We start from the raw sequence: 20,407 nt of genomic DNA on the forward strand, positions 1-20,407 counted from the left end.
CGATCCGCTCCACGTCCAGGGCCGGGGCACGCTTCACGGATTCGCGGATCACGTGCGCGGCGAGGTCATCCGGGCGGATCCCGGCGAGGCCGGAACCGAACTTCCCGAACGGCGTCCTCACAGCGTCATAGATAAATGCCTGATTCATGATTTCCTCTAAGTTCTGTGGAGCCCAACTACGCAGCAGCAGAGGTGGGTTGAGGGCGCAAACGATCCCTGCTGCTGCCTTGGGCTGGCTGGCCGCCCTCGGGGACTTGGCTGTGATTCGAGCGGGCCTACGCTGCCGGGATCCGGATCAGCTTCTTGTTGGCGAACTCATTGATTCCGTATTGCGCCAGTTCACGTCCGACGCCGGAACGCTTCACCCCGCCAAACGGAAGGTCAGCGGCGCTGCGGCTGATGCTGTTGATCCAGACCATTCCGGTCTCCAGCTGTTCGGCAAGCTGCCGGGCGGCCTCAACATCCGCGGTGTAGATGGAGCTTGAGAGGCCGAAAGGCGAATCGTTGGCCAGGTCAACAGCGGCTTCGGCAGAGTCCACCCGGTAAACCACGGCGGCCGGGCCGAAGATCTCTTCCGAGTAAGCCCGCATGTCCGGCGTCACACCGGTCAGGACGGTCGCGGGGTAGTAGGCGCCCGAGTCGTTGGGGGCGCCTCCACCCGTGACTGCGGTCGCGCCCTTGGAGACGGCGTCCTGGACCAGCTCGGCGATGTCATCGACGGAGGCCCGGGATGACAGCGGCCCGAAGGTCGTCTGCCCATCGGTCGGGTCGCCCGGGGCGATCTTGGACATGGCCTCGGTGTAGCGGCGCAGGAACTCGTCGTAGATGTCGCCGACGATGATGAAGCGCTTGGACGCAGTGCAGGCTTGGCCGCCGTTGTACATGCGGCCAGCCACGGCGCCGGCTACGGCTTTGTCCAGATCGGCATCGGGCAGCACGATGAACGGATCGGAGCCGCCGAGCTCCAGCACATACTTCTTCAGATGGCGTCCGGCAATTTCTGCCACGGCGGATCCGGCCTTCTCGGAGCCTGTCAGGGAAACACCCTGCACCCGGGGGTCGGCGATCATGGTGGCGATCTGGCCGCTGGTGGCAAACGCGTTGATGTAGACATCGGCCGGCAGCCCGGCGTCGCGGAAGACCGCCTCGATGGCCAGCGCCGACTGCGGGCAGTTGCGTGAGTGCTTGAGGATCACGGTGTTGCCCAGCACTATGTTGGGTGCGGCGAAGCGGGCGACCTGGTAGTAGGGGAAGTTCCAGGGCATGATCCCGACCAGCGGTCCGATGGGTTCGGTGCGGACCACGGCCGAGCCGGGTCCCCGGAACTCCAAGGGTTCATCGCGGAGGAAGCGCTCGGCGTTGTCCGCATAGTAGGCGTAGATCGAGGCCACGAGGGCAACCTCGCCGCGTGCTTCGGCGATCGGCTTGCCCATCTCCAGGGTCAGCAAGGCGGCGAGTTCTTCGGAACGTTCGCGGTGCAGCTCGGCCACGCGGGTCAGCACTGCGGCCCGTTCCGCCAGCGGAGTGGAGCGCCAGGTGCGGTATTCCGTGAAGGAGCGCTTGAGCGCATCCTGCACTTCCTCGTCGGTGAGTGTCGGGAACTCGGCAACGCGCTCTCCGGTTGCCGGGTTGATGGTCGCGTAGTTGCTCATGATCCGGAACTCTTTCTGCAGGTACGTCTTTGTCTTAGCAATCACGATCCCAGCTTCCGGCTATGCAGTCCAATACTTATTAGCCTCAAGATCAATGAGGATTTTGGATCAATGACGGCGTCGTGAGTGACTGCCCTCGGGCCTGATCTATCCAATTCCGACAATAACGGCCGGTCCATTAGGTATTGGACGCTGTGTAATAAACGATGCCATGGTGGGCTGGTGAAGACGATCAAAATCCACGACGCCGACGCGACCGTCCATGTCGAACTCAACAGGCCAGAAGTCCGCAACGCCATAGACCAGCTCATGGTGGACGAATTGCACACTGTATGCGCGGATTTGGAGCGCAATCCCAAAATACTCATCCTCTCCGGGGCGCAGCTTCCCTCCGGCGGCGTCTTCGCCTCCGGAGCCGACATCGCCCAACTCCGCGAACGCCGCCGTGATGATGCCCTGGCCGGCATCAATTCCGGCCTCTTCCAGCGAATCTCCAGGCTGCCGATGCCAGTGATCGCAGCCATTGACGGGTTTGCGCTCGGCGGCGGCGCTGAGCTGGCCTATGCGGCGGATTTCCGGATTGCGACGCCACGGGCAAAGATCGGCAACCCCGAAACCGGTCTGGGCATCCTCGCCGCCGCCGGCGCAGGCTGGCGCCTCGTGGAGCTCGTCGGCGAGCCTTTGGCCAAGGAAATCCTGCTCACCGGAAAAGTGCTCGACGGCGCTGAGGCAATGGCTGTTCGGCTGGTCACGGAGTTGCATCAACCAGACCAGCTGATCCCCGCGGCCTTCGCACTCGCGGCCCGGATCGCATCCCAGGATCCACTCGCGGTCCGCCTCACCAAGAGCGTCCTCCACGCCCCAAGGTCAGCACACCCGGCCATTGACGAACTCGCCCAAGGGATCCTCTTTGAATCAGAGGCAAAATTTGAGCGGATGCAGGCGTTTCTGGACCGAAAACAACGCAAAGGAACCAACTAATGACCCCTTCCACTCCCCCACTTGAAACCCAGGGCGTCCCCACGAGGGTAGGCGTTCTCGGCGGAGGCCGGATGGGCGCGGGCATCGCCCACGCTTTCCTTGTCTCCGGAGCTGCGGTGACAATAGTCGAACGGGACGAGGCCGCAGCCGCAGCGGCCCGCGACCGCGTGAGAGTGACGCTGGCCAAGGCCCTGGAGAAGGCCGCCGTTCTCGAGGATCTGGAGTCGCTCTTGGGCCGGTTTGCGGTCTCCACGGACGCCGTCGACTTCGGCGGGGCGGGCCTTGTTGTCGAAGCCGTGCCGGAGGACTTCAAGCTTAAGCAGGATGCCCTGCTCAACGTGGAGCGCCACCTGGGCACGGATGCCTGGATTGCCACCAACACGTCCTCGCTCTCCGTCACCGACCTGGCTGGCTCGCTCGGCCGGCCGGAACGGCTGTGCGGGTTGCACTTCTTCAATCCGGTCCCGGCCTCGACGCTGGTGGAAGTCGTTCTTGGCCCCCGGTCCGCCCCTGAACTCTCCGACGCCGCCACCGGCTGGGTCCGCGGGCTCGGTAAGACTCCCATCGTGGTCAATGACGCGCCCGGCTTCGCGAGTTCGCGCCTTGGCGTGGCAATTGCGCTGGAGGCCATGAGGATGCTGGAAGAGGGCGTGGCCAGCGCCCAGGACATCGACGCCGCCATGGAACTCGGCTACCGGCACGCATCCGGACCACTGCGCACCACGGACATCGTCGGGCTGGACGTGCGCCTCGGAATCGCCGAGTACCTGCATGAAACCCTCGGCGAACGCTTCGCCCCGCCCCGCATCCTCCGCGACATGGTGGAGCGCGGCGAGCTGGGACGGAAGTCCGGCAAAGGGTTCTACGACTACTCCTGAGCTGTCAGAACCGATAGCCCGATGGCGGCAAGCGTTCTCGCTGGCCGCCATCGTGTCCAGCTGAGCTTCGTTGAGCAAAGCTGGGTTCTTCAACGCCGTCGTGGCGGCGGCGTCGCGCCGATCCCTCCGACCCAAAGAACCGGAAGGCACACGACCAGCGGCTCACGCACATTGGAGCGGGCGGTCCTTCGCGGAAGAGCTGCCCAGAAGTGCCGGCCAGCCCGGGTCGTCCGTGTCCGCGGCGGGGAACCAGCGCTCGGCCGTGAATTGATGCCAGTCCGGGAACGGGTCCGGGGGCAGTTCAATGTCGGGCTCCGGGATGGGATCCTGGCCGGGATGGTAGTCCGGGAGCAGTTCCAGCTCGCAACGATGTCCTGGATACGCGGGCAAGCCTTGATCCGGGCCCGTGTCGGGGTCGGGTACCGGGCGTGTTTCCGTGGCCTGGATGTGGGGCAGCCAGTCTTCGGGCCAGTGGGGTGGGTCCCAGTCTTGGTGTTCGCTGGGATAGTAGCGTCCGGACGGTGAGGTCCAGCCGGGCGGGTGGTCTTTGCTGGCCCGGTCCGGTGTCCAGGCGGAGGCGTGTTTAAGCCGGTGGTGTTTCGGGCAGGGCTGGCCCAGGTTCGAGATGCCGGTGGTGCCGCCGTCGGCCCAGGCCAGGAGGTGGTCTGCCTCGTTGTCCAGGGAATGGTTGGCGCAGCCGGGGAACGGACACCGGCCGTCGCGGAGCCGGAGCCAGTGGCGCTGGGCCGTCGTGAGCCGGTAGCTGGTCCGGCCGATTTCGAGCGGGGCGCCGTCGCGGGGGTCGGTCAGGACCCGGTGGAAGGAGCTGGCGCCGTCGGCGATGAGGCGGCGGGCCATCGAGGGCGGGATCGGCCCGTGCCCGTCGAGGACGGCCGGTTCGTCGGTGGCGCCGAGCAGGGCCAGGACCGGGACGGTGACCAGAACCTGCGCACGCGGGACCGGAACACCCGCGCCGGTACCGGTGCCGCCGTCGTCCGATCCAGCACCCGTGCCGGTGCCGGTGGTGAGGAGCCAGGTGGCGGTGATGTCGGCGCGGAGCTGGGTCAGGGTCCGGGGCTCGTCCGGGCCCTGGAGGGCGCGGGCCGCCGCGGTGGCCCGGTCCCAGATCCCCGCGGCGGTGTCGGCCGGGAAATAGGCCGAGAGCCAGGCCATGCCGTCCCGGTCCGGGGTGTACTCGACCCGCCGGTCCGCGGCGCTCGTGGCGTGGCGTTCCTCGATGCCGGCCGGGTGGTGGCGTTCGCGCCAGGCGCGGGCCTTGGCCCGGAACCGGGACGGAACGAGCTCCCCGGCCGGACAGCCGCGGGCCGGGTTCGGTGCTTCGGGGTCCAGGAAGTGCGCTTCGAGCCCGGCCGCCCCGGCCGCATCCAGGCTGCTGGTTTCGTCCACGATGATCCGGGCGTGGGCCCAGGAGATCGTGCCGGACTCAAGGGCGGCCAGGGTCAGCGGCAGCGCCGTCGTCAGGGCGTGGGCTTCGGCGAGGAGGGCCGCTGCGGTGCGTTCGCTGACGGTCAGGACACAGGCAACCTCAGCCACCAGGGCCATCTCCTGAACGGCACGGTCCCGCGGGGACGGCGCCGGCGGCGCCAGGAACCTGGTTGCCTGCGCGTAGTCGGCGGCCAGCCGCACCCTCAACGCCGCGGTCCGGGCCTCCATCCGCGCGACCTCGGCCAGCCCGTCCAGACAGGCATCCGCCCGCCGCCGCAGCGGATCGCCGTCTCCCAACGGGTCGGCAGCAGGCGCACCGGCGTCGTCAGCCCCAACGCCGGCGCCGGCCAAGGCAGCCAGCGCGGCAACAGAGGCGGCGACGGCCTCCACGGCCGCCCCGCTCTCCGCACTCAACTCCGCACTCCACGCTGTCCCGCGATCCATACGCCAAGCAAATCACGAGCCACCGACAATATTGATGCGACCGAAACGGTGCCCGCACGAAGCCGGCACGTTTGTGAACCGCAGCGGTAGGTGGCGGTCTTTTCGCCGCGTTGTGTGGCGCCCCCGGTGCCCGTAGTCCAATCATGCACCGGGTGGTCTGGCGGGGGCAGCAGCAGAATTCGAGGAAAGGACGTCTTTGCGGACCGCCCAACGGCCGATCGCTGCCGCTGCGCCAACTGTGGCCCATGGGATCAGCAGCCAGGGCTGCCGGCCGAGACCCAGGACGCTTCCCAGCAGCCAGAACGCGAGGGTGGGCACCGCGAAAAGAGCTCTGATGTGGATCCATTGTTGCCGGACCGGGCGCAGTAGGTAGGCCAACACACAGGCCAGTGGCGCCGCGAATACCAGGGCAACTCGAAGCCATAAAGAACCACCATGCCCAAAAAGCCCCACACGTGGCCGGCATCGGTTCCGTCCAGCGCGGCGGCTACGCCATAGTGTGCTGCAACCAGGAGCAGCAGAAAGCCAACCCAGAGCGAGGTGGCGATCAGCCAGCCCTTGATGAACGCATACGCATCCAGGACCACTCGGCATGGACGCCCGCAAACCCCTGACTGTCACCCGCTACCCAGCCACCAAAGACTACGTCGCGAAACGAACAAGCCAAGGACGCACCAAGAAGGAGATCATCCGCAGCCTCAAGCGATACATCACCCGGCAGATCTACCGAACCCTCAACCACCGGTTAGTGCTGGCTAGCAGCACCTGAACCAGTGGGGGTAGTAACCGAAAACTCTCGGTCATTGAGGATGCGAGCCAAGGTGCTCCGCCCGAGCGCGCTCATCCCTGGAACCGTTTCCCGGTAGTACCAGACCAGGCCCATTGCCTGCTGGAACGCCCAGGCGGCTCCACGCCTCCACTCGAGGTCACTAGACGCCAGCTCCCGGCGTAAGAGTGCCCGCCTTTCGTTATCGAGCATGTGCCAGGCTGCGACAAGGTCAAGGGAAGGATCGGCAGGAGCAAAACCCCCACCATCCAAGACGCCAAGAAGTCGGTCGCCTCCGACGAGGAGATTGCCGGGAATCAAATCCCCGTGCGTCATCACCGCCGGGCCAGCAGAGGGCAGGCTCCGGAATTCTGACCAGAGCGCACGGAGCCGGTCTACCGGAAGCAGGCCATCGCTCTTAAGAAAACAGACTTCCATCCACTCGTCAGAGTTCTTTAAGTCGCCGCCACGACCGGATCCCGTAAAAGGGCGGCCTCTCGCATCGGCGGCTCGAAGCGAATGAACGAGGGTGGCGAGGTCACGGGTGAACACTTCCGAGTGCGCCAAGCCATCGGGTGTTGCAACGACGCCGGGTAACCACGTTTGCACAGACCACGGCAACGGATAGCCGTGACCAGGACGGCCCAAAGCCACTGGCTCCGGTGTGGGGACGGGACAGCATGTTGCCAATTCACGCATTGCGGCTGCCTCCCGGACGAGCTCAGCGCTTATGTCAGTTGGGTCAGCGGATCGGAGCGGGAAACGGGCCGTGAGATCGGCGCCGATTCTGAATATGGCGTTGACCGTGCCGTCCGTCATGACGCGGCTGATGCGCTCGTGACCCCAACCTGGGAATTGTTCGACTACCAGTCGGCAAGCGAGGTCCTCGTCAATGTGCAACTGGTCGTCGTGCATAGTCATGCAGCTGACGTTAGCCCACTTACTAGTGCGTGGTCAGGACGAGATGGGAGATGCTTTCTCCCACGTCAGGACCTGGAACACTGCTTGACGAATATAGAAGCGTCCAAGCCTACCAATGGGCAAATGCTTCGCCATGGGATCGCAGAACGGCGACTACCACTCCCCCAAGGTGTGGCAGCCGCCGTCGCTGTCGTTTGATTGTGGTTACTCCGCCGGGGCGAGTACCTTCAGGTCGAAGCCCTCGTAGCCCGATTCGCGAACTTCGGCGAGCTTGTTCCGGTAGTTGCCGAGGCCGCCGAGGTAGAACATGACCGTCCTCTTCTTGCCGGGGATATTGGCACCGAAGATCCAGGAATCGGCCTTCGGGAAGAGCGTCATGTCGGCGATCTCCTGGCAGGTCTCGGTCCAGGCTTCTTCGGCCTCGGCCGTCGGTTCCACGGAGGTCACCTGGCCGGCTTCTGCGTCCTTGACCAGTTGGGAGATCCACTCGACCTGGGTCTCAATGCTCGGCGGCAGGTTCGTGAAGGGACCGTTCGGTCCGAGGATCATGAACATGTTCGGGAATCCGGCGGTGGTGATGCCGAGGTAGCTTGTGGGGCCTTCCTTCCAGTGGTCCTGGATGGTTTCGCCGCCGCGGCCACGAATGTCCATCCGCGTGTAGTTACCGTCCACGGCGTCGAAGCCGGTGGCGAAGATCAACACATCGAGCTCGTGCTCAACGCCGTCGGACGTCCTGATGCCCTTTGGTGTCAGCTCGAGAATCGGCGTCTCCTTCACGGATACCAGCTCAACGTTGTCCCGGTTGAAGGTGGCGTAGTAGCCGCTGTCGCAGAGGGGGCGCTTGGCGTAAAGGTCGGTCGGGGTGAGCTTGCGGGCCGTCTCCGGGTCCTTGACGATCTCGGCGATCTTGCCCCGGACAAAGGATGCGGCAGCTTCGTTGGCGTCCCGGTCCGTGGCGATGTCGCCGAAAGTGTTGAACATGAAGCGGAATCCGCCGCCTTCTTCCCAGGCCTTCTGGAAGACCGCCTGACGGTCCGTTTCAGACACACTCATGGCCGGAACGGTGCTCTCCTCGAATCCGAAGGCGACGCCGGAGGCCCGGACCTGTTCCCAGATTTTGGGGTAGTCCTTCTTGACGGATGCGACGTACTCCGGCGTGACAGTGGTGTTGCCGACCGGGACGCTGTATTGCGGCGAGCGCTGGAAGACGGTGAGGTGCCCCACCTTGGGCGCGATGGCGGTGATGATCTGCAGGCCGGTGGAACCGGTGCCCATGACGCCGACGCGCTTGCCGGTAAGGTCCACGCCTTCGGGCCAGGCGCCGGAATGGTAGATCTTGCCCTCGAACGAGTCGATGCCCGGGATGTCGGGGATATTGGTGGCCGAGAGCAGACCGAGGCCGTTGACGATGTACTTCGCCGTGATGGTTTCCCCGGCGTCCGTTCCGATGACCCAGCGGTCGGCGGACTCGTCGTAGCGGGCCGAGGTGATCCCGGTGTTGAGCTGGATATCCTTGCGCAGCTCGTACCGGTCAACCACGTGTTCGAGGTAGCTGAGGATTTCGGGCTGCGTCACGTACTTGTGCGTCCAGTTCCATTCCTTCAGCAGTTCGTCGTCGAAGGAGTAGCGGTACACGAAGCTCTCGGTGTCCGACAACGCACCCGGGTAACGGTTCCAGTACCAGGTGCCGCCCACACCCCCGGCGCGGTCGAAGGCGCGGACGTTGAGGCCCAGTTCGTTGCGCAACTTGTGCAGCATGTAGATGCCGCCAAATCCAGCGCCCACGACGACGGCGTCGAATTCGGCGGTGGGGGTGGTGGAGGCAGTCTGCCCCTGTTCTTCAGCCATGATGAAATACTCCTTTGTGCTTCAGGTCTTTGTAGTGAAGTGGCCGGGGCTCAGTACTTGTACCAGCCGGCAATACGGGCGAGTTCGGCGTCGGCAACCTCGGAGTCGCCGGCCAGGAACGGGTACACGTGCTGCTGTCCTTCGCCGATGGAGAGCGTCACGTCGACGCCGGCGGCTTCCGCCAGTGCGTTCAGGCGGGTGGCATTGTCCAGGAGGGATTCGGACGAGCCCGCGGTGATGTACAGGCGCGGGAACCCGGCGAAATCGGCGTAGAGCGGGTTGGCCAGCGGGTTCTGCGGGCTGACGGACTCGCCCAGCACGCCGGCGATCATGCCCTCGAGCAGGGGCACGGAGATGAGTGCGTCCGATGCGTCGTTGGTGATCAGCGTTTCGCCCTTGTTCTCCATGTCCAGCCAGGGTGAGAAGGCGATGACCTGGCCGGGCAGCGGCTCTCCCTGTTCTTTGAGGGCCAGGGGAATGGCAACCGCAAGGTTGCCACCGGCGGAGTCGCCGATGGTGGTGATGTCCTGCGGGTGGATGCCGCTCTCGACGAGGGCCTTGAAGGCGGCCACGCCGTCTTCGACCTGGGCCGGGTGCGGGTGCTCGGGCGCCCTGCGGTAGTCAAGGACAAAGGTGACGACGCCGATTGCCTTGGCAACGTGGCCGGCAAGCTTGCGGTGGCTTGACGCGGAGCCGACGGCGAAGCCGCCGCCGTGGGTGTAGAGCAGCACCTTTGTGCGGTCGGCACCTTCCGGGAAGGCCCAGATGCCGGGGACACCGCCGACGACGTCTTCCTTGTAGGTGACTGCCTCAGGCTCCCGCGTGGGCTGGTGCCACTCGTCGAAGATGCTGCGGAACAGGCGCATCGTCAGGTTGGGCGTGGTGGCGATGATTCCCGACCAGTCCGCGTACAGGTCGCGGAGGGGGTCGGTCGCCTGAGATGTTTCAGTCACTGCTGCTTCGGTCGAGATAGTCATCTCATACTCCTTCGTATGGAGAGCGCCCCCGCGTTGCCCGGGAACGGATGGATCGGTTGTTGGCTGCGTTTGCCGCTACATATAGCGTGGGTCACATTTCTGCCGGCTCAGTGTTCCACTTTGGAACACTCACGCGGCTCCTGATTGTTGCGCTCAGGACATCAAAGGGGCCGCGATTTAGTATTGGATACCTATCAGAACTGGTGTCATTCTTGAATCAATACAGTCTGCGCAACGATGCGAGGTCACCATGCACGCTTTTGCCGTTTTCCAAGACAGCCCAGAGATCCAGGACATCGAACTGCCGGATCCGCTGCCGACAGGAACCGAGGTCCTCTTGAGGGTCATCCGTTCCGGTGTGTGCCACACGGACACCCATCTTCGTGAAGGTTCGTACGATCTGGGCAGCCGCGGCGCGTTGAAGCTGGTGGACCGGGGCGTCACTTACCCGCTGGTCATGGGGCACGAAGTCGTCGGTGTCGTCGAGAAGGTCGGCGACCGTGTGCACGGGACCAAACCCGGGGACATCCGGCTGGTCTATCCCTGGATCGGCTGCGGCACGTGCCGGGATTGCCTTGCCGGCCGCGACAATGTCTGCGCCAACGGACGCAACCTCGGAGTAGCGGAGCCCGGAGGCTACGCCGAGCAGATCCTGGTCCGTGACGAAAAGTACCTGGTGGATATCGAGGGCCTGGACCTCAGCTGGGCGGCGACACTGGCCTGCTCCGGGCTGACGGCATTCAGCGCCGTGAACAAGGTCCTTCCGCTCGGACCCGACGAACCCGTCGTGGTGATCGGCGCCGGCGGAGTGGGACTCACCGCCATCGCCACCCTGAGCGCGCTCGGGCACCAGGCCATTTGCGCCGTCGACATTTCCGAACGCAACCTGGAGCTCGCGCGGCAGGTTGGCGCAGCCACCACCGTCCAGTCCACAGACGAAGGCCTCAGCGCAAAAATCGTTGCAGCCAGCGGCGGGCCCGTGGCGGCCGTCATTGACTTCGTGAACAACAGCCAAACAGCGCCGGTAGCCTTCGATTCCCTGCGCAAGGGCGGCCGGTTGATCCAGGTCGGGCTCTTCGGCGGCGAACTGACGGTACCCACCGCGCTCATGGCCCTCAAGATGCTCACTATCCAAGGCAGCTTCGTGGGGACCCCGGACGAGCTGAACCAGCTCATCGCCTTGGCCAAGCGGGACGCCATTCCCCACATCCCCATCATCGACGCCGAGCTCTCCGCCGCCTCTGTTGGCGAGAGCCTGGACAAGCTGACGCACGGCGGCGTGCCCGGACGCGTCGTCCTGCGCGCGGCAGACGGAGCCCAGGGCTGACCAGCCATGCAAAACCCCAGGAAGGTGCCCGATGATGCGCTCCGCGCTGCCCGGGAACAGCTCATCCGCCGCGGCCTGCTGAATGGGACCCAACTGACGGAAATCGTCTCCCCGGATATCGAGCACAGCTGGCGCCGCTCTATCGGCGTGGAGGCGTCGGCAGGGCCCGAGGCATTCCTCTTCGTCAACGACTTCGATCCGGACGGAATCCTCATCCGGGCCGCCAAGAGCGTGATGGACCACTGGCTGGAAAGCCTCAACGGCATGGGCATATCCCTGTTCCTCAGTGACCAGTCCGGTCAGATCATCGCCCGCAGACTCGGGGACAGGACGCACGGCAATCGGTTCGATGAGGCAAATGCCGCCGAAGGATTCAGTTTCTCGGAGCGCTCCGTGGGAACGAACGGGCTGGGCACCCCCATCGAAGGACGCCAGGCCGTTTTTGTCCGCGGAGCCGAGCATTTCAACGAGGCACTGGCACCCCTGTCGTGTTCAGGGGCCCCGATTCTGCACCCGGTCACCCGCCGGGTGCTCGGATCCATTTCCTTCGCCTGCGACACCGCTTTGGACAACCCGCTCATGCTGGCCATGGCCCGCGAAGCCGGCGGCCAGATCGAACGCCGACTGCTCGATCTCGGCAGCGCGACGGGACTCGCCCTGGGGATGTCGCAACTGCGTTTGAGCTCCTCCAAGGCCCCGGTCATCATGCTCGACGCCCAGGCTGTCATGACCAACGTCTCCGGACTGGCCGTCATGAGCAGCGAACTGCACACCACCCTGTGGGAACAATTGCGCGGCCTCGTGTGGACCGGCGCCAAGCAAACCATCGAGATTCCCTCCCTGAACGTCGATGCCACGGTCCAGCGAATTGACGATTCCGGCGGGAGCTCGGCCTTCGCCCTGGAGCTTTCCCGCGTTCCGGAGGCCGCAAGCAGTCCGGGCAGGGCCGAGCCTGGGGTGGCCGACGGCGGCTCTTGGGGCGTCGGGGCGGCGTTTGGGCACATCATGCGGAATGCTTTCGATCGCGCAGGTCAGGGGCCCGGGGCGATTGCTGTTTGCGGGCAGGGCGGCTCCGGCAAGCTTCACCACACACTCGCCTGGCTCAATGGGCAGGACTCCGGCCCGAATCCGCTGATCCTCGACGCCTGCCTGCTGCCAGGGGAACAGGATGCCACCTGGTTCTCTGACTGCCGCGAGGCGATCGCGGCAGGCCGGAGCGTCGTCCTGCGGCATCTGGAGGATCTTCCCCGGAGCGAGCTTAACAGGCTGAAGGCGCTGGATGTGGCGGTGCGGCAACAGCCGGCCGGGCCGTCGGCAGGCGCCACACACGCAGGTACACCGCCGTACAGCGACACGGCCGGCCCCTCTCCAGCCCGGCTCGTCTTGACGATGAATCCGGACGCATGCCCGGACTTCGTATCCGAAGTGGTTTCCCAGATCGCTGCACGTGTGAATGTGCCGAGCCTCTCCGCCACCAAAGAACGCATCCCGGTACTGGCGGCACATTTTCTGGACGCAGCAGCTCCGGCCGACAGATCCACGCTCTCCGCAGCGGCGCTGCAAGGGCTCATGCGCTGGCATTGGCCAGGCAATGTCGCCGAGCTGCGCGCCACCCTCGAATCACTCGGGCGGGCACATCCCGGACGCGTGGTGCAGGCCAATGACCTCCCGGAACATCTCAGAAGCACGGGCAGGCGGAAACTCTCCAAACTGGAATCCCTCGAGCGCGATGCGATCGTGGCCGCACTCGAACAGAGCGACGGGAACCGTTCGGTCGCCGCGGAATCCTTGGGCATGGGCCGGACCACGCTCTACCGGAAGCTGCGCGCACTGGGGATCGAAACACCCGAGTCCATGGCGACCTGACCCAGTCATCCGGCGCCTGTCATCCGGCGCCGGGCAGGATCCTCTCAGCCAACTCCAGGACCGCCCGCAAGGCGGGGCTGGAGTTGTCCCGTCGCCAGGCCATGCGCAGCTCCACCGGAAGGGTCTCGTCCACCAGCTGCACAAAACGCACATGGGGATCCGTGACCGACTCGGCCACCGAGGACAGCGTGAGGGTACAGCCCACCTCCGCCGCCACCAGCGAGAGAGCCGTCCAGGAATCCGGGACAATCTGGACGACGTCGAGCTCGAACCCGGCGGCGTGCGTGAGCCGGCGGAGCCGGTCGTTCAGTACGGCCCCTGCATGCGGCGGCAGCGAAACAAATACGTCGCCCTGGAAGTCTGCCATCCGGGCCTCGGCGGCATCGGCCAGACGGTGGCTTGCCGGTACGGCCACGACGAGGTCCTCCGCCGCAAGCAGCCGCGTTTCGATGCCGGCGGCAATGTAGTCCCAGCGACCGAGGGCGATGTCCATGTCCCCGCTGAGGACACGGTCCATGGCAGGTTGCGCAAAATTCTGGCTGAAGAGTTCGATCTGGATACCCGGGTGGTCGCGCCGGACCTCCCGGGCGAGCCGGCCCACCAGGGTATGGGTGGAAGCGCCCGCGTAGGCCACCCGAACGCGCCCGACTTCGCCCTTGTCCGCGGCACGGACCGCGATGCTCGCCCGGCGCGTGGCATCGATGATCTCCGTCGCCGGCCCGATGAACGCCTCTCCGGCGCCTGTCAGCTTGACGCTGCGGGTGCTTCGGTCGAACAGCCGGGTTCCCAGCTCACGTTCCAGCTGCTGGATACTGCGGCTGACCGGAGGCTGCGCCATGTGAAGTTTTTCTGCCGCGCGGCCGAAGTGCAGCTCTTCTGCCACCGCCAGGAAGGCTCGGATCTGTTGGATCTCCATGCATGTGATTATTACACCTGACGCAACAAAAGGGCCATCAATAAGTATTGGACGGATAGCAATGTCCTCCGTCATGGTGGAGGGAGAGAACACTATTCGAGGAGCCCATCGATGGACAGCCAACACTCCGCCACCCCTGAGACGTCGGCATTCGGCCGCAGTCCGGATGGCCCGCTCAGCGGCATCGTCATCGCAGATTTCGGCAGGGTGCTGGCCGGACCATACTGCACCATGCTGCTGGCCGATCTCGGGGCGACCGTCATCAAGATTGAGAGCCCGGCCGGCGACGAGACCCGGGCATGGCGCCCGCCCACCCGCGGGGATGACTCGACGTATTTCCTCTCGATCAACCGCAACAAGACCTCGATCAAGCTCGATCTGCGCGATCCGGAAGACCGCCGGACGGCCCAGCGCATCGCGGAACGGGCCGACGTCGTCGTCGAAAACTTCAAACCGGGTGACCTGGTGCGCTACGGACTGGACTACGACACCGTCGCGGCCACGAACAAGGACGTTGTCTACGCCTCGATCACGGGTTTCGGGACCGCCGGCGGCGCCCAGCTGCCCGGCTATGACCTGCTGATCCAGGCCCTGTCCGGACTGATGGACATCACCGGAGCGCCGGACACCGGGCCGTTCCGTTCCGGGGTTGCTGTATTCGACGTCATCACCGGCCTTCATGCCTGCATCGGCATCCTCGCAGCCCTCCGGCACCGGGACCGCATCGGGGAAGGCCAGCTGGTGGAAATGAACCTGATGTCCTCCGCGCTCTCCGGCATGGTGAACCAGACGGCGGCCGTCGTGCTGGGCGGGACCGTTCCGGCCAGGCTGGGCAACGAGCACCCCAGCATCTACCCCTACGAGCCATTCGAGACCGGCGAGGGGCAGCTTGTCATTGCGATCGGCAACGACTCCCAGTACCGCACCCTCTGCGCCACCATCGGCCGGCCGGAGCTGGCCACGGATCCGCGCTTCGAGAAGGCGCCGCTGCGCAGCGCCAACCGCACGGAACTGCGGCCGCTCCTGCTGGAGCGCCTCTCGACCCGGACCGCCTCCGAATGGTTCGACATCCTCACCGAAGCCAAACTCCCGTGCGCGCCGATCCAGGACCTGAGGGCCGGGATCGACTTCGCGGAACGGATCGGCTTGGAACCCGTCGTGACCGTGGGGCACGGCGGGAACACGCAGCCCGGCGTGCGCAACCCCATCCGGCTCTCCAGGACCCCGGTGAGCTACGACCTCACACCGCCCGGCCTGGACAGCGGCGCTGAGCTCGTGCGCGCGTGGCTCGGCGAAGATACAGCAGTTTCGGCCGGCAGCCTTGCCGGTACTCCCACACGATCCCCCGAGGAGCACTGATGACCAGCACAACGGACATGTCCGTCAATTCCGACTTCTATGGATTGGACGACTACCTCAACGACGCCGACCGTGCCTTGATCGCCCGGGTGCGTTCCTTCGTCGAGCAGGACGTCACTCCCATCATCAACGAATACTGGGAGAAGGCGGACTTCCCCTATCAGCTGGTACCAAAGTTCGCTGAACTGGGCATCATCGGCACCGCGATCAAAGGCTACGGCTGCCCTGGCCTGACCCGGCTGCAGACCGGACTCGTCGCCATGGAACTCTCCCGCGGTGACGGCAGCATCAACACCTTCAACGCGGTCCACTCCGGACTGGCGATGGGCAGTATCAACCTCCTCGGCAGCGACGAGCAGAAGCAGCGCTGGCTGCCGCCGATGGCCAGACTGGAAAAGCTGGGCGCCTTCGCGTTGACCGAACCGGCGCACGGCTCAGACTCTGTGGCACTGGAGACTTCCGCGCGGCTGGACGGTGACAACTACGTCATCAACGGATCCAAGCGCTGGATCGGGCTGGGCCATGTGGCGGACCTCGTCATCATCTGGGCCCGGGACACCGCGGACCAAAAGGTGAAGGCGTTCGTACTGGAGAAGAACGACGACGGCACCTACCCCGCCGGGTACCACGCCGAGGCCATCACGGGAAAGATGGCAAAGCGGGCCATCCAGCAGGCACAGATCGAGATCGAGGGCCTGCGGATCCCCGCTGAAAACCTGCTGGCAAAATCGACGTCCTTCCGCGACGTCGGAGCGGTGCTCAACACAACCCGCAGCACCGTGGCCTGGGAGTCCCTTGGCCACGCCACCGCCGCCTACGAGATGGCGGTCAAGTACGCCCGGGAACGCGTCCAGTTCGGCCACCCAATTGCCAGCTACCAGCTGGTGCAGAACAAACTCGCCAACATGCTCGCGGACCTGACGGCCATGCAGCTGATCTGCTTCCGCACGGCGGCGCTTCAGGACGAGGGCCGGCTCAGCAACGAGCAGGCCTCCCTGGCCAAGATGTTCACCGGGGACAAGGCACGAACGCTCTGCCGGGATGCCCGGGACATGTTCGGCGGCAACGGCATCCTGCTGGAACACCATGTAGCCCGCCACCTCACCGACATGGAAGTCGTCCACACCTACGAAGGCACCGACTCCATCCAGTCCCTGATCCTGGGACGGGAAATCACAGGTCTCTCAGCCTTCTCCTGAGCGGTTCCGATTCCCAAAAGACACTGCATTCCTCAAGACAAAGCACGGCCATCCGCACTGGATGGCCGTGCTTTCGCATTGCGGACTCTCAGCGCCACTCACCCTGCTCCCTGCCTCGGTCATGGCCGCTCCCCCACCGGCGCAGCTTCCGTCGACTGTTCCACATCGAAACACCTGTGACGCAGCGCACACCCCTACGGTGGAAGCAGGCACACGGACGCAACGCCGCCAGACGTTGCGCACTAATCTCGTCCCATTTCTTGTCGCATCATCACCGTCGCTTGCGAAGACCGGAGACAGCGTTGCGCCGACCCACAGTCCTGCTTCAGACCCACAGTCCTGTTTCAAACCCACAGTCCTGTTTCAAAGGAGAAACAAATGACACACCCAATGACTTCGCGGCCCGCGATGACACCGCGGCGGGCGGCCACAGCTGCGCTGCTCGGCAGCGCCCTGGAGTACTACGACTTTTTCGTGTACGGCGCCGCGGCCGCCCTCGTTTTCAACGTGCTGTTCTTTCCCTCCGGCGATCCCACCGTTGCGCTGATCGCATCGTTCGCCACCTTCGCAGTGGGCTACGTGGCACGGCCCGTCGGTGCGGTGGTGATGGGACACTTCGGCGATCGAATCGGCCGCAAACGCGTCATGCTGGCCACGGTCGTCATGATGGGCATCGCCTCCTTCGCCATCGGCTGTCTTCCGACGTACGAGCAGGTGGGCCTGTTGGCCCCGGCACTGCTGGTGGTCCTGCGCGTCGTGCAAGGCTTCTCCGCGGGGGCCGAGTCGGCGGGAGCCTCGACATTGACCGTCGAGCACTCACCCGTCGGGCGCCGTGGATTCTTCACCAGTTTCGTTATGGTCGGCTACGCAGTCGGCTGCTCGCTGGCCACCATCGTGTTCCTGCCGGTGGCGCTCCTGCCCGCCGGGGAACTCTACAGCTGGGGCTGGAGGATTCCCTTTTGGCTCAGCGCCGTCGTCGTCGTCATTACTTACTACGTGCGGAGCCACCTGGACGAAACGCCGGTGTTCGCCGAGGCGAAGGAAGAAAGCGCAGTTCGCAGGCTGCCGCTGAACGACGTGTTCAAGTACCACTGGCGGAAGGTCATCCGCGTCGCCGGGGCATCACTGATGGCAGCGATGCAGACCCTGTTCGCCGTGTTCAGCCTTTCGTACGCAACCTCAGTCGGGGTGGACCGGAGCGCGATGCTCGCCATCATCTCCGGCGCAATTGCGCTGTCGATTGTCGGCATCCCGGCGGCCGGCTACCTCTCCGACGTCATCGGCCGCAAGAAGACGATGCTGATCGCCTCTGCCGGCTGTTCGCTCACGATCTTCGGATACCTTTGGGCGATCTCGACGACGGATATCGTGCTGATCGCGATTTTCGCGTTCCTCAACATGACGCTGTTCTTCAGCTGCTACAACGGCGTGTGGACATCGTTCTTCGCCGAGCAATTCCCGGCACCCGTCCGGTTCACCGGCATGGCCGTCAGCAACCAGCTCGGCAATCTCCTTGCCGGCTTCGCGCCGATGGTCGCGGCGATTCTCCTCAAGCCGGGCCCGTCGGGCTGGCTTCCGGTGGCAATCTTTGGCGCGGTTGCCGCCGGCATTGCCGCGGTCGCGGTGATCGGGCTGCGCGAGACGTCCAAGACTCCGACGGAACTGCTCGGTGGTCCACGGGCGGCGGACCAGGTGCGTCAACTGGACACCGTCACGACCGCCTGACTCCGCTCCCAGGTGAGCCAGCCTCGGCTGGCTCACCTGGGCTCACTCGTTTCCGGGATCGGCGCCCAGCAGGGCACGCGCCTGAAGGATCGCTTGTTCGACGTCGTCGTTGAGGTCTCCGGTGGGGAGTGAGCCGAGTTCACCGCGGAGCAGGCCGACGTCCTTGAGGAGCAGGTCATACTGGACGTCGACGAGGTTGTCGCTCATCCAGCTCTGCCCAGTGGAGACGCCGATGACCTCGAAGAGGTCCCCGGCGGGTACTCCGTGTTCGGCTGCGAGGTTGAGCATCCGTGCTGTGGCGGCCAGGTTGTAGGTAGCCAGGGCGTTGTTGAGGAGTTTCACCAAGGCCGGCTGGCCATAGGACTGCATCCGGAAGACGCGGCCGCAGATGTCAGCCAGCAGCGTGCCCTCGGCATCGGTGGGGGCGGGGCCGGCGAGGAAGATGGTCATCGAACCGTGGCGTGCACCCTGGGGGCCGCCTGAGACCGGGGCTTCGAACGCGCGCCAGGACTCCGGAGCCGACGCAAAGATCCTCCGGGCGTCCGCGGGTGCGAGCGTGGTGTGGACGAAGACGGTCAGTGGCCGTTCGGTATGGTCTTTGAGGGCCTCGAACACGGAGGTGACCTGGTCGGCCAACCGCACCGCGATGTGGACGCTGTCGACCGACGACCAGTCAACCGCGGCGAGGTCGTTGCCGGCAGGTGATTTGTTCTCGTCCGACCACTCGCGGATGCGGTCCTGGTTGAAGTCGTAGCCATAGACCGCTTGTCCCAGCTCGGCGAGGTGTGCGCCGATGTTTCCGCCGATGGGTCCGAGTCCTATTACCAAATGCATGAGCGTTCCTTGAGGGTGAGGGAGGAGATTGTGGAGGGCGAGGGGCGGAGGAGCACCTCAGTGCGTGGGTGAATCCGGGGTCAGACCGCGCTCTGCCATGACCTCCTTGACGAGGGTCAGTGCGTTGAGTACGCGCGGGAACCCGATGTAGGGGATGCAGTGGATCAGGGCACCGACGATCTTCTCTTTGGTCAGGCCCACGTTGAAACCTGTGTTGATGTGCAACTTCAACTGGGGCTCGGTGCCCAGGGCAACCAGCGTGGAGATGGTCACCATTGTCTGCTCCTGCTGGGTCAGGGCAGTCCGGGAGTAGATGTCCCCGAAGGCGAAGGAGACGATGTAGTCGGACAGGTCCTCGTCCAGGCTCTTGTAGGACTCGACGAGCTTGACGTGGTCGAACGTGTTGGCGTGTTCCGTGGAGACGAGTTCCATCATGCGGTCGAGTCCGCGCTGGTAACGATCTGTGGCCATGTCGGCGCTCCTAAAAGTGCGTAGGGTGGTTGTGGGTTTGTCGGGTGGGTTGCTTCAACCACCCGCGAAACGCTACGTTGCGTAGCGTTATTAACATTAGCGCTTCTGGCGCGGAACGGGAAGGGGCGTGGATGTGGCTAACCCCACAGTGACGGGCGAGGACGGGACAGCCGCGGCCCCTCAACCCGCGGACACGGGTCGGCGCGCGCGGACGGAGAAGTTGATTCTTGCCGCCACGAGGGAAATGCTCGCGGAGTCTGGGGTCAACGGCCTGACTGTCGAGGGCGTGGCGAACCGTTCCGGCGTGGCCAAGACGACCATCTACCGCCGGTATCGGTCGAAGACCGACCTCGCACTGGCCGTCCTGCTGGACTCGGTCGAGTACCTGGGGACGACGCCGGATGTCGGGGATACGTACGCCGAACTGGCGGCAGTGGTTGACCGCACCATCGAGCTCCTTAGCTCCACCCTGATAGGCCGCATCATGCAGGGCCTCGTATCGGAGGTCGCTGCGGACCCGGAACTTGCGCGTGCTTACCGGGAGCGGGTGGTGAACCGCCGGGTGGCAGATGTACGCCTCCTGGTGGAGCGGGGCATCTCCCGAGGAGACCTGAGCCCGGACGTCGACGCCGAGATGCTCACCGACCTCCTGCTGGGGCCGATCTACTACCGGTTCTTCCTGAGTGGCTCGCCGCTGGATGAAGGCTTTGGGGTCCGGCTGGTCAGCACGCTGTTTTCGCGCCGACCCGCCCACGGGGGCACGCCGTAGAAGCGATGACGGCGCGGGGGCCCGTGCC

17 protein-coding genes and 1 pseudogene are annotated in these 20,407 nt (G+C 65.1%); 9 read left to right on the forward strand and 9 right to left on the reverse strand.

The features are described from left to right. Together AC1DN2_RS16050 and AC1DN2_RS16055 are read right to left on the reverse strand one after the other, a co-directional pair. Window positions 1–148 (reverse strand): annotated as a pseudogene (locus AC1DN2_RS16050) (3-oxoadipyl-CoA thiolase); the annotation flags it as partial. Between the two features lie 127 nt (window positions 149–275). After that, a complete protein-coding gene (locus AC1DN2_RS16055) occupies window positions 276–1,697 on the reverse strand; it encodes an NAD-dependent succinate-semialdehyde dehydrogenase (RefSeq protein WP_476851113.1) in 1,422 nt (473 codons plus the stop codon). A 177-nt stretch (window positions 1,698–1,874) separates the two neighbouring features. Here AC1DN2_RS16055 and AC1DN2_RS16060 point away from each other — a divergent pair, with 177 nt between their 5' ends. After that, window positions 1,875–2,633 carry an enoyl-CoA hydratase/isomerase family protein gene (locus tag AC1DN2_RS16060; RefSeq protein WP_476851114.1) on the forward strand — a complete coding sequence of 253 codons (759 nt, stop codon included), beginning with the start codon at window positions 1,875–1,877 and terminating at the stop codon, window positions 2,631–2,633. After that, window positions 2,633–3,511 (forward strand): 3-hydroxyacyl-CoA dehydrogenase family protein, encoded by an 879-nt coding sequence (locus tag AC1DN2_RS16065; RefSeq protein ID WP_476851115.1) that lies wholly within the window; start codon window positions 2,633–2,635, stop codon window positions 3,509–3,511. Before AC1DN2_RS16060 ends, AC1DN2_RS16065 begins: the two co-directional genes overlap by 1 nt. A 162-nt stretch (window positions 3,512–3,673) precedes the next feature. On the opposite strand, the gene AC1DN2_RS16070 is transcribed toward AC1DN2_RS16065, so the two are convergent. Next, on the reverse strand, window positions 3,674–5,401 hold the full coding sequence (locus tag AC1DN2_RS16070; protein ID WP_476851116.1) for an HNH endonuclease signature motif containing protein: 1,728 nt from the start codon (window positions 5,399–5,401) through the stop codon (window positions 3,674–3,676). A 592-nt stretch (window positions 5,402–5,993) separates the two neighbouring features. On the opposite strand from AC1DN2_RS16070, the gene AC1DN2_RS16075 reads away from it, so the two are divergent. Further along, window positions 5,994–6,170, forward strand: coding sequence for a hypothetical protein (locus AC1DN2_RS16075; protein ID WP_476851117.1), 177 nt, complete (start codon window positions 5,994–5,996; stop codon window positions 6,168–6,170). On the opposite strand, the gene AC1DN2_RS16080 is transcribed toward AC1DN2_RS16075, so the two are convergent. From AC1DN2_RS16080 to AC1DN2_RS16090, 3 genes are all read right to left on the reverse strand, one after another. Then, the gene (locus tag AC1DN2_RS16080) at window positions 6,147–7,088 is read right to left on the reverse strand and encodes an aminoglycoside phosphotransferase family protein (protein ID WP_476851118.1); all 942 of its coding nucleotides are present in this window, start codon (window positions 7,086–7,088) and stop codon (window positions 6,147–6,149) included. The genes AC1DN2_RS16075 and AC1DN2_RS16080 overlap by 24 nt on opposite strands. A gap of 204 nt (window positions 7,089–7,292) precedes the next feature. Continuing rightward, window positions 7,293–8,936, reverse strand: coding sequence for a flavin-containing monooxygenase (locus tag AC1DN2_RS16085; RefSeq protein WP_476851119.1), 1,644 nt, complete (start codon window positions 8,934–8,936; stop codon window positions 7,293–7,295). 50 nt (window positions 8,937–8,986) lie between these two features. Beyond that, window positions 8,987–9,913, reverse strand: coding sequence for an alpha/beta hydrolase (locus tag AC1DN2_RS16090; protein ID WP_476851120.1), 927 nt, complete (start codon window positions 9,911–9,913; stop codon window positions 8,987–8,989). 250 nt (window positions 9,914–10,163) lie between these two features. Between AC1DN2_RS16090 and AC1DN2_RS16095 the strand changes: the two genes are divergently transcribed. Both AC1DN2_RS16095 and AC1DN2_RS16100 read left to right on the forward strand, forming a co-directional pair. Then, window positions 10,164–11,240, forward strand: coding sequence for an alcohol dehydrogenase (locus tag AC1DN2_RS16095; protein ID WP_476851121.1), 1,077 nt, complete (start codon window positions 10,164–10,166; stop codon window positions 11,238–11,240). A 6-nt stretch (window positions 11,241–11,246) separates the two neighbouring features. After that, window positions 11,247–13,106 carry a sigma-54-dependent Fis family transcriptional regulator gene (locus AC1DN2_RS16100; RefSeq protein ID WP_476851122.1) on the forward strand — a complete coding sequence of 620 codons (1,860 nt, stop codon included), beginning with the start codon at window positions 11,247–11,249 and terminating at the stop codon, window positions 13,104–13,106. 19 nt (window positions 13,107–13,125) lie between these two features. Here the strand turns inward: AC1DN2_RS16100 and AC1DN2_RS16105 are convergent, their stop codons facing one another. Next, on the reverse strand, window positions 13,126–14,022 hold the full coding sequence (locus tag AC1DN2_RS16105) for a LysR family transcriptional regulator (RefSeq protein WP_476851123.1): 897 nt from the start codon (window positions 14,020–14,022) through the stop codon (window positions 13,126–13,128). 111 nt (window positions 14,023–14,133) lie between these two features. Here AC1DN2_RS16105 and AC1DN2_RS16110 point away from each other — a divergent pair, with 111 nt between their 5' ends. The 3 genes from AC1DN2_RS16110 (at window position 14,134) to AC1DN2_RS16120 (ending at window position 18,305) form a co-directional block, all read left to right on the forward strand. Further along, window positions 14,134–15,381, forward strand: a complete 1,248-nt coding sequence (locus AC1DN2_RS16110) for a CaiB/BaiF CoA transferase family protein (protein ID WP_476851124.1) — start codon at window positions 14,134–14,136, stop codon at window positions 15,379–15,381. Further along, complete coding sequence (locus AC1DN2_RS16115) at window positions 15,381–16,580, forward strand: acyl-CoA dehydrogenase family protein (protein ID WP_476851125.1); 1,200 nt, start codon at window positions 15,381–15,383, stop codon at window positions 16,578–16,580. The genes AC1DN2_RS16110 and AC1DN2_RS16115 overlap by 1 nt, the downstream gene beginning before the upstream one ends. 378 nt (window positions 16,581–16,958) lie before the next feature. Further along, window positions 16,959–18,305 (forward strand): MFS transporter, encoded by a 1,347-nt coding sequence (locus tag AC1DN2_RS16120; RefSeq protein WP_476851126.1) that lies wholly within the window; start codon window positions 16,959–16,961, stop codon window positions 18,303–18,305. A gap of 42 nt (window positions 18,306–18,347) precedes the next feature. Here the strand turns inward: AC1DN2_RS16120 and AC1DN2_RS16125 are convergent, their stop codons facing one another. Continuing rightward, window positions 18,348–19,139, reverse strand: coding sequence for an NAD(P)-binding domain-containing protein (locus tag AC1DN2_RS16125; RefSeq protein WP_476851127.1), 792 nt, complete (start codon window positions 19,137–19,139; stop codon window positions 18,348–18,350). A gap of 57 nt (window positions 19,140–19,196) precedes the next feature. Beyond that, complete coding sequence (locus tag AC1DN2_RS16130) at window positions 19,197–19,610, reverse strand: carboxymuconolactone decarboxylase family protein (protein WP_476851128.1); 414 nt, start codon at window positions 19,608–19,610, stop codon at window positions 19,197–19,199. Between the two features lie 133 nt (window positions 19,611–19,743). On the opposite strand from AC1DN2_RS16130, the gene AC1DN2_RS16135 reads away from it, so the two are divergent. Continuing rightward, entirely contained in the window at window positions 19,744–20,379 is a 636-nt protein-coding gene (locus AC1DN2_RS16135) for a TetR/AcrR family transcriptional regulator (RefSeq protein ID WP_476851129.1), read from the forward strand. The last annotated feature ends 28 nt before the right edge of the window (window positions 20,380–20,407 follow it).

Source organism: Arthrobacter sp. 01L42, from assembly GCF_056400005.1.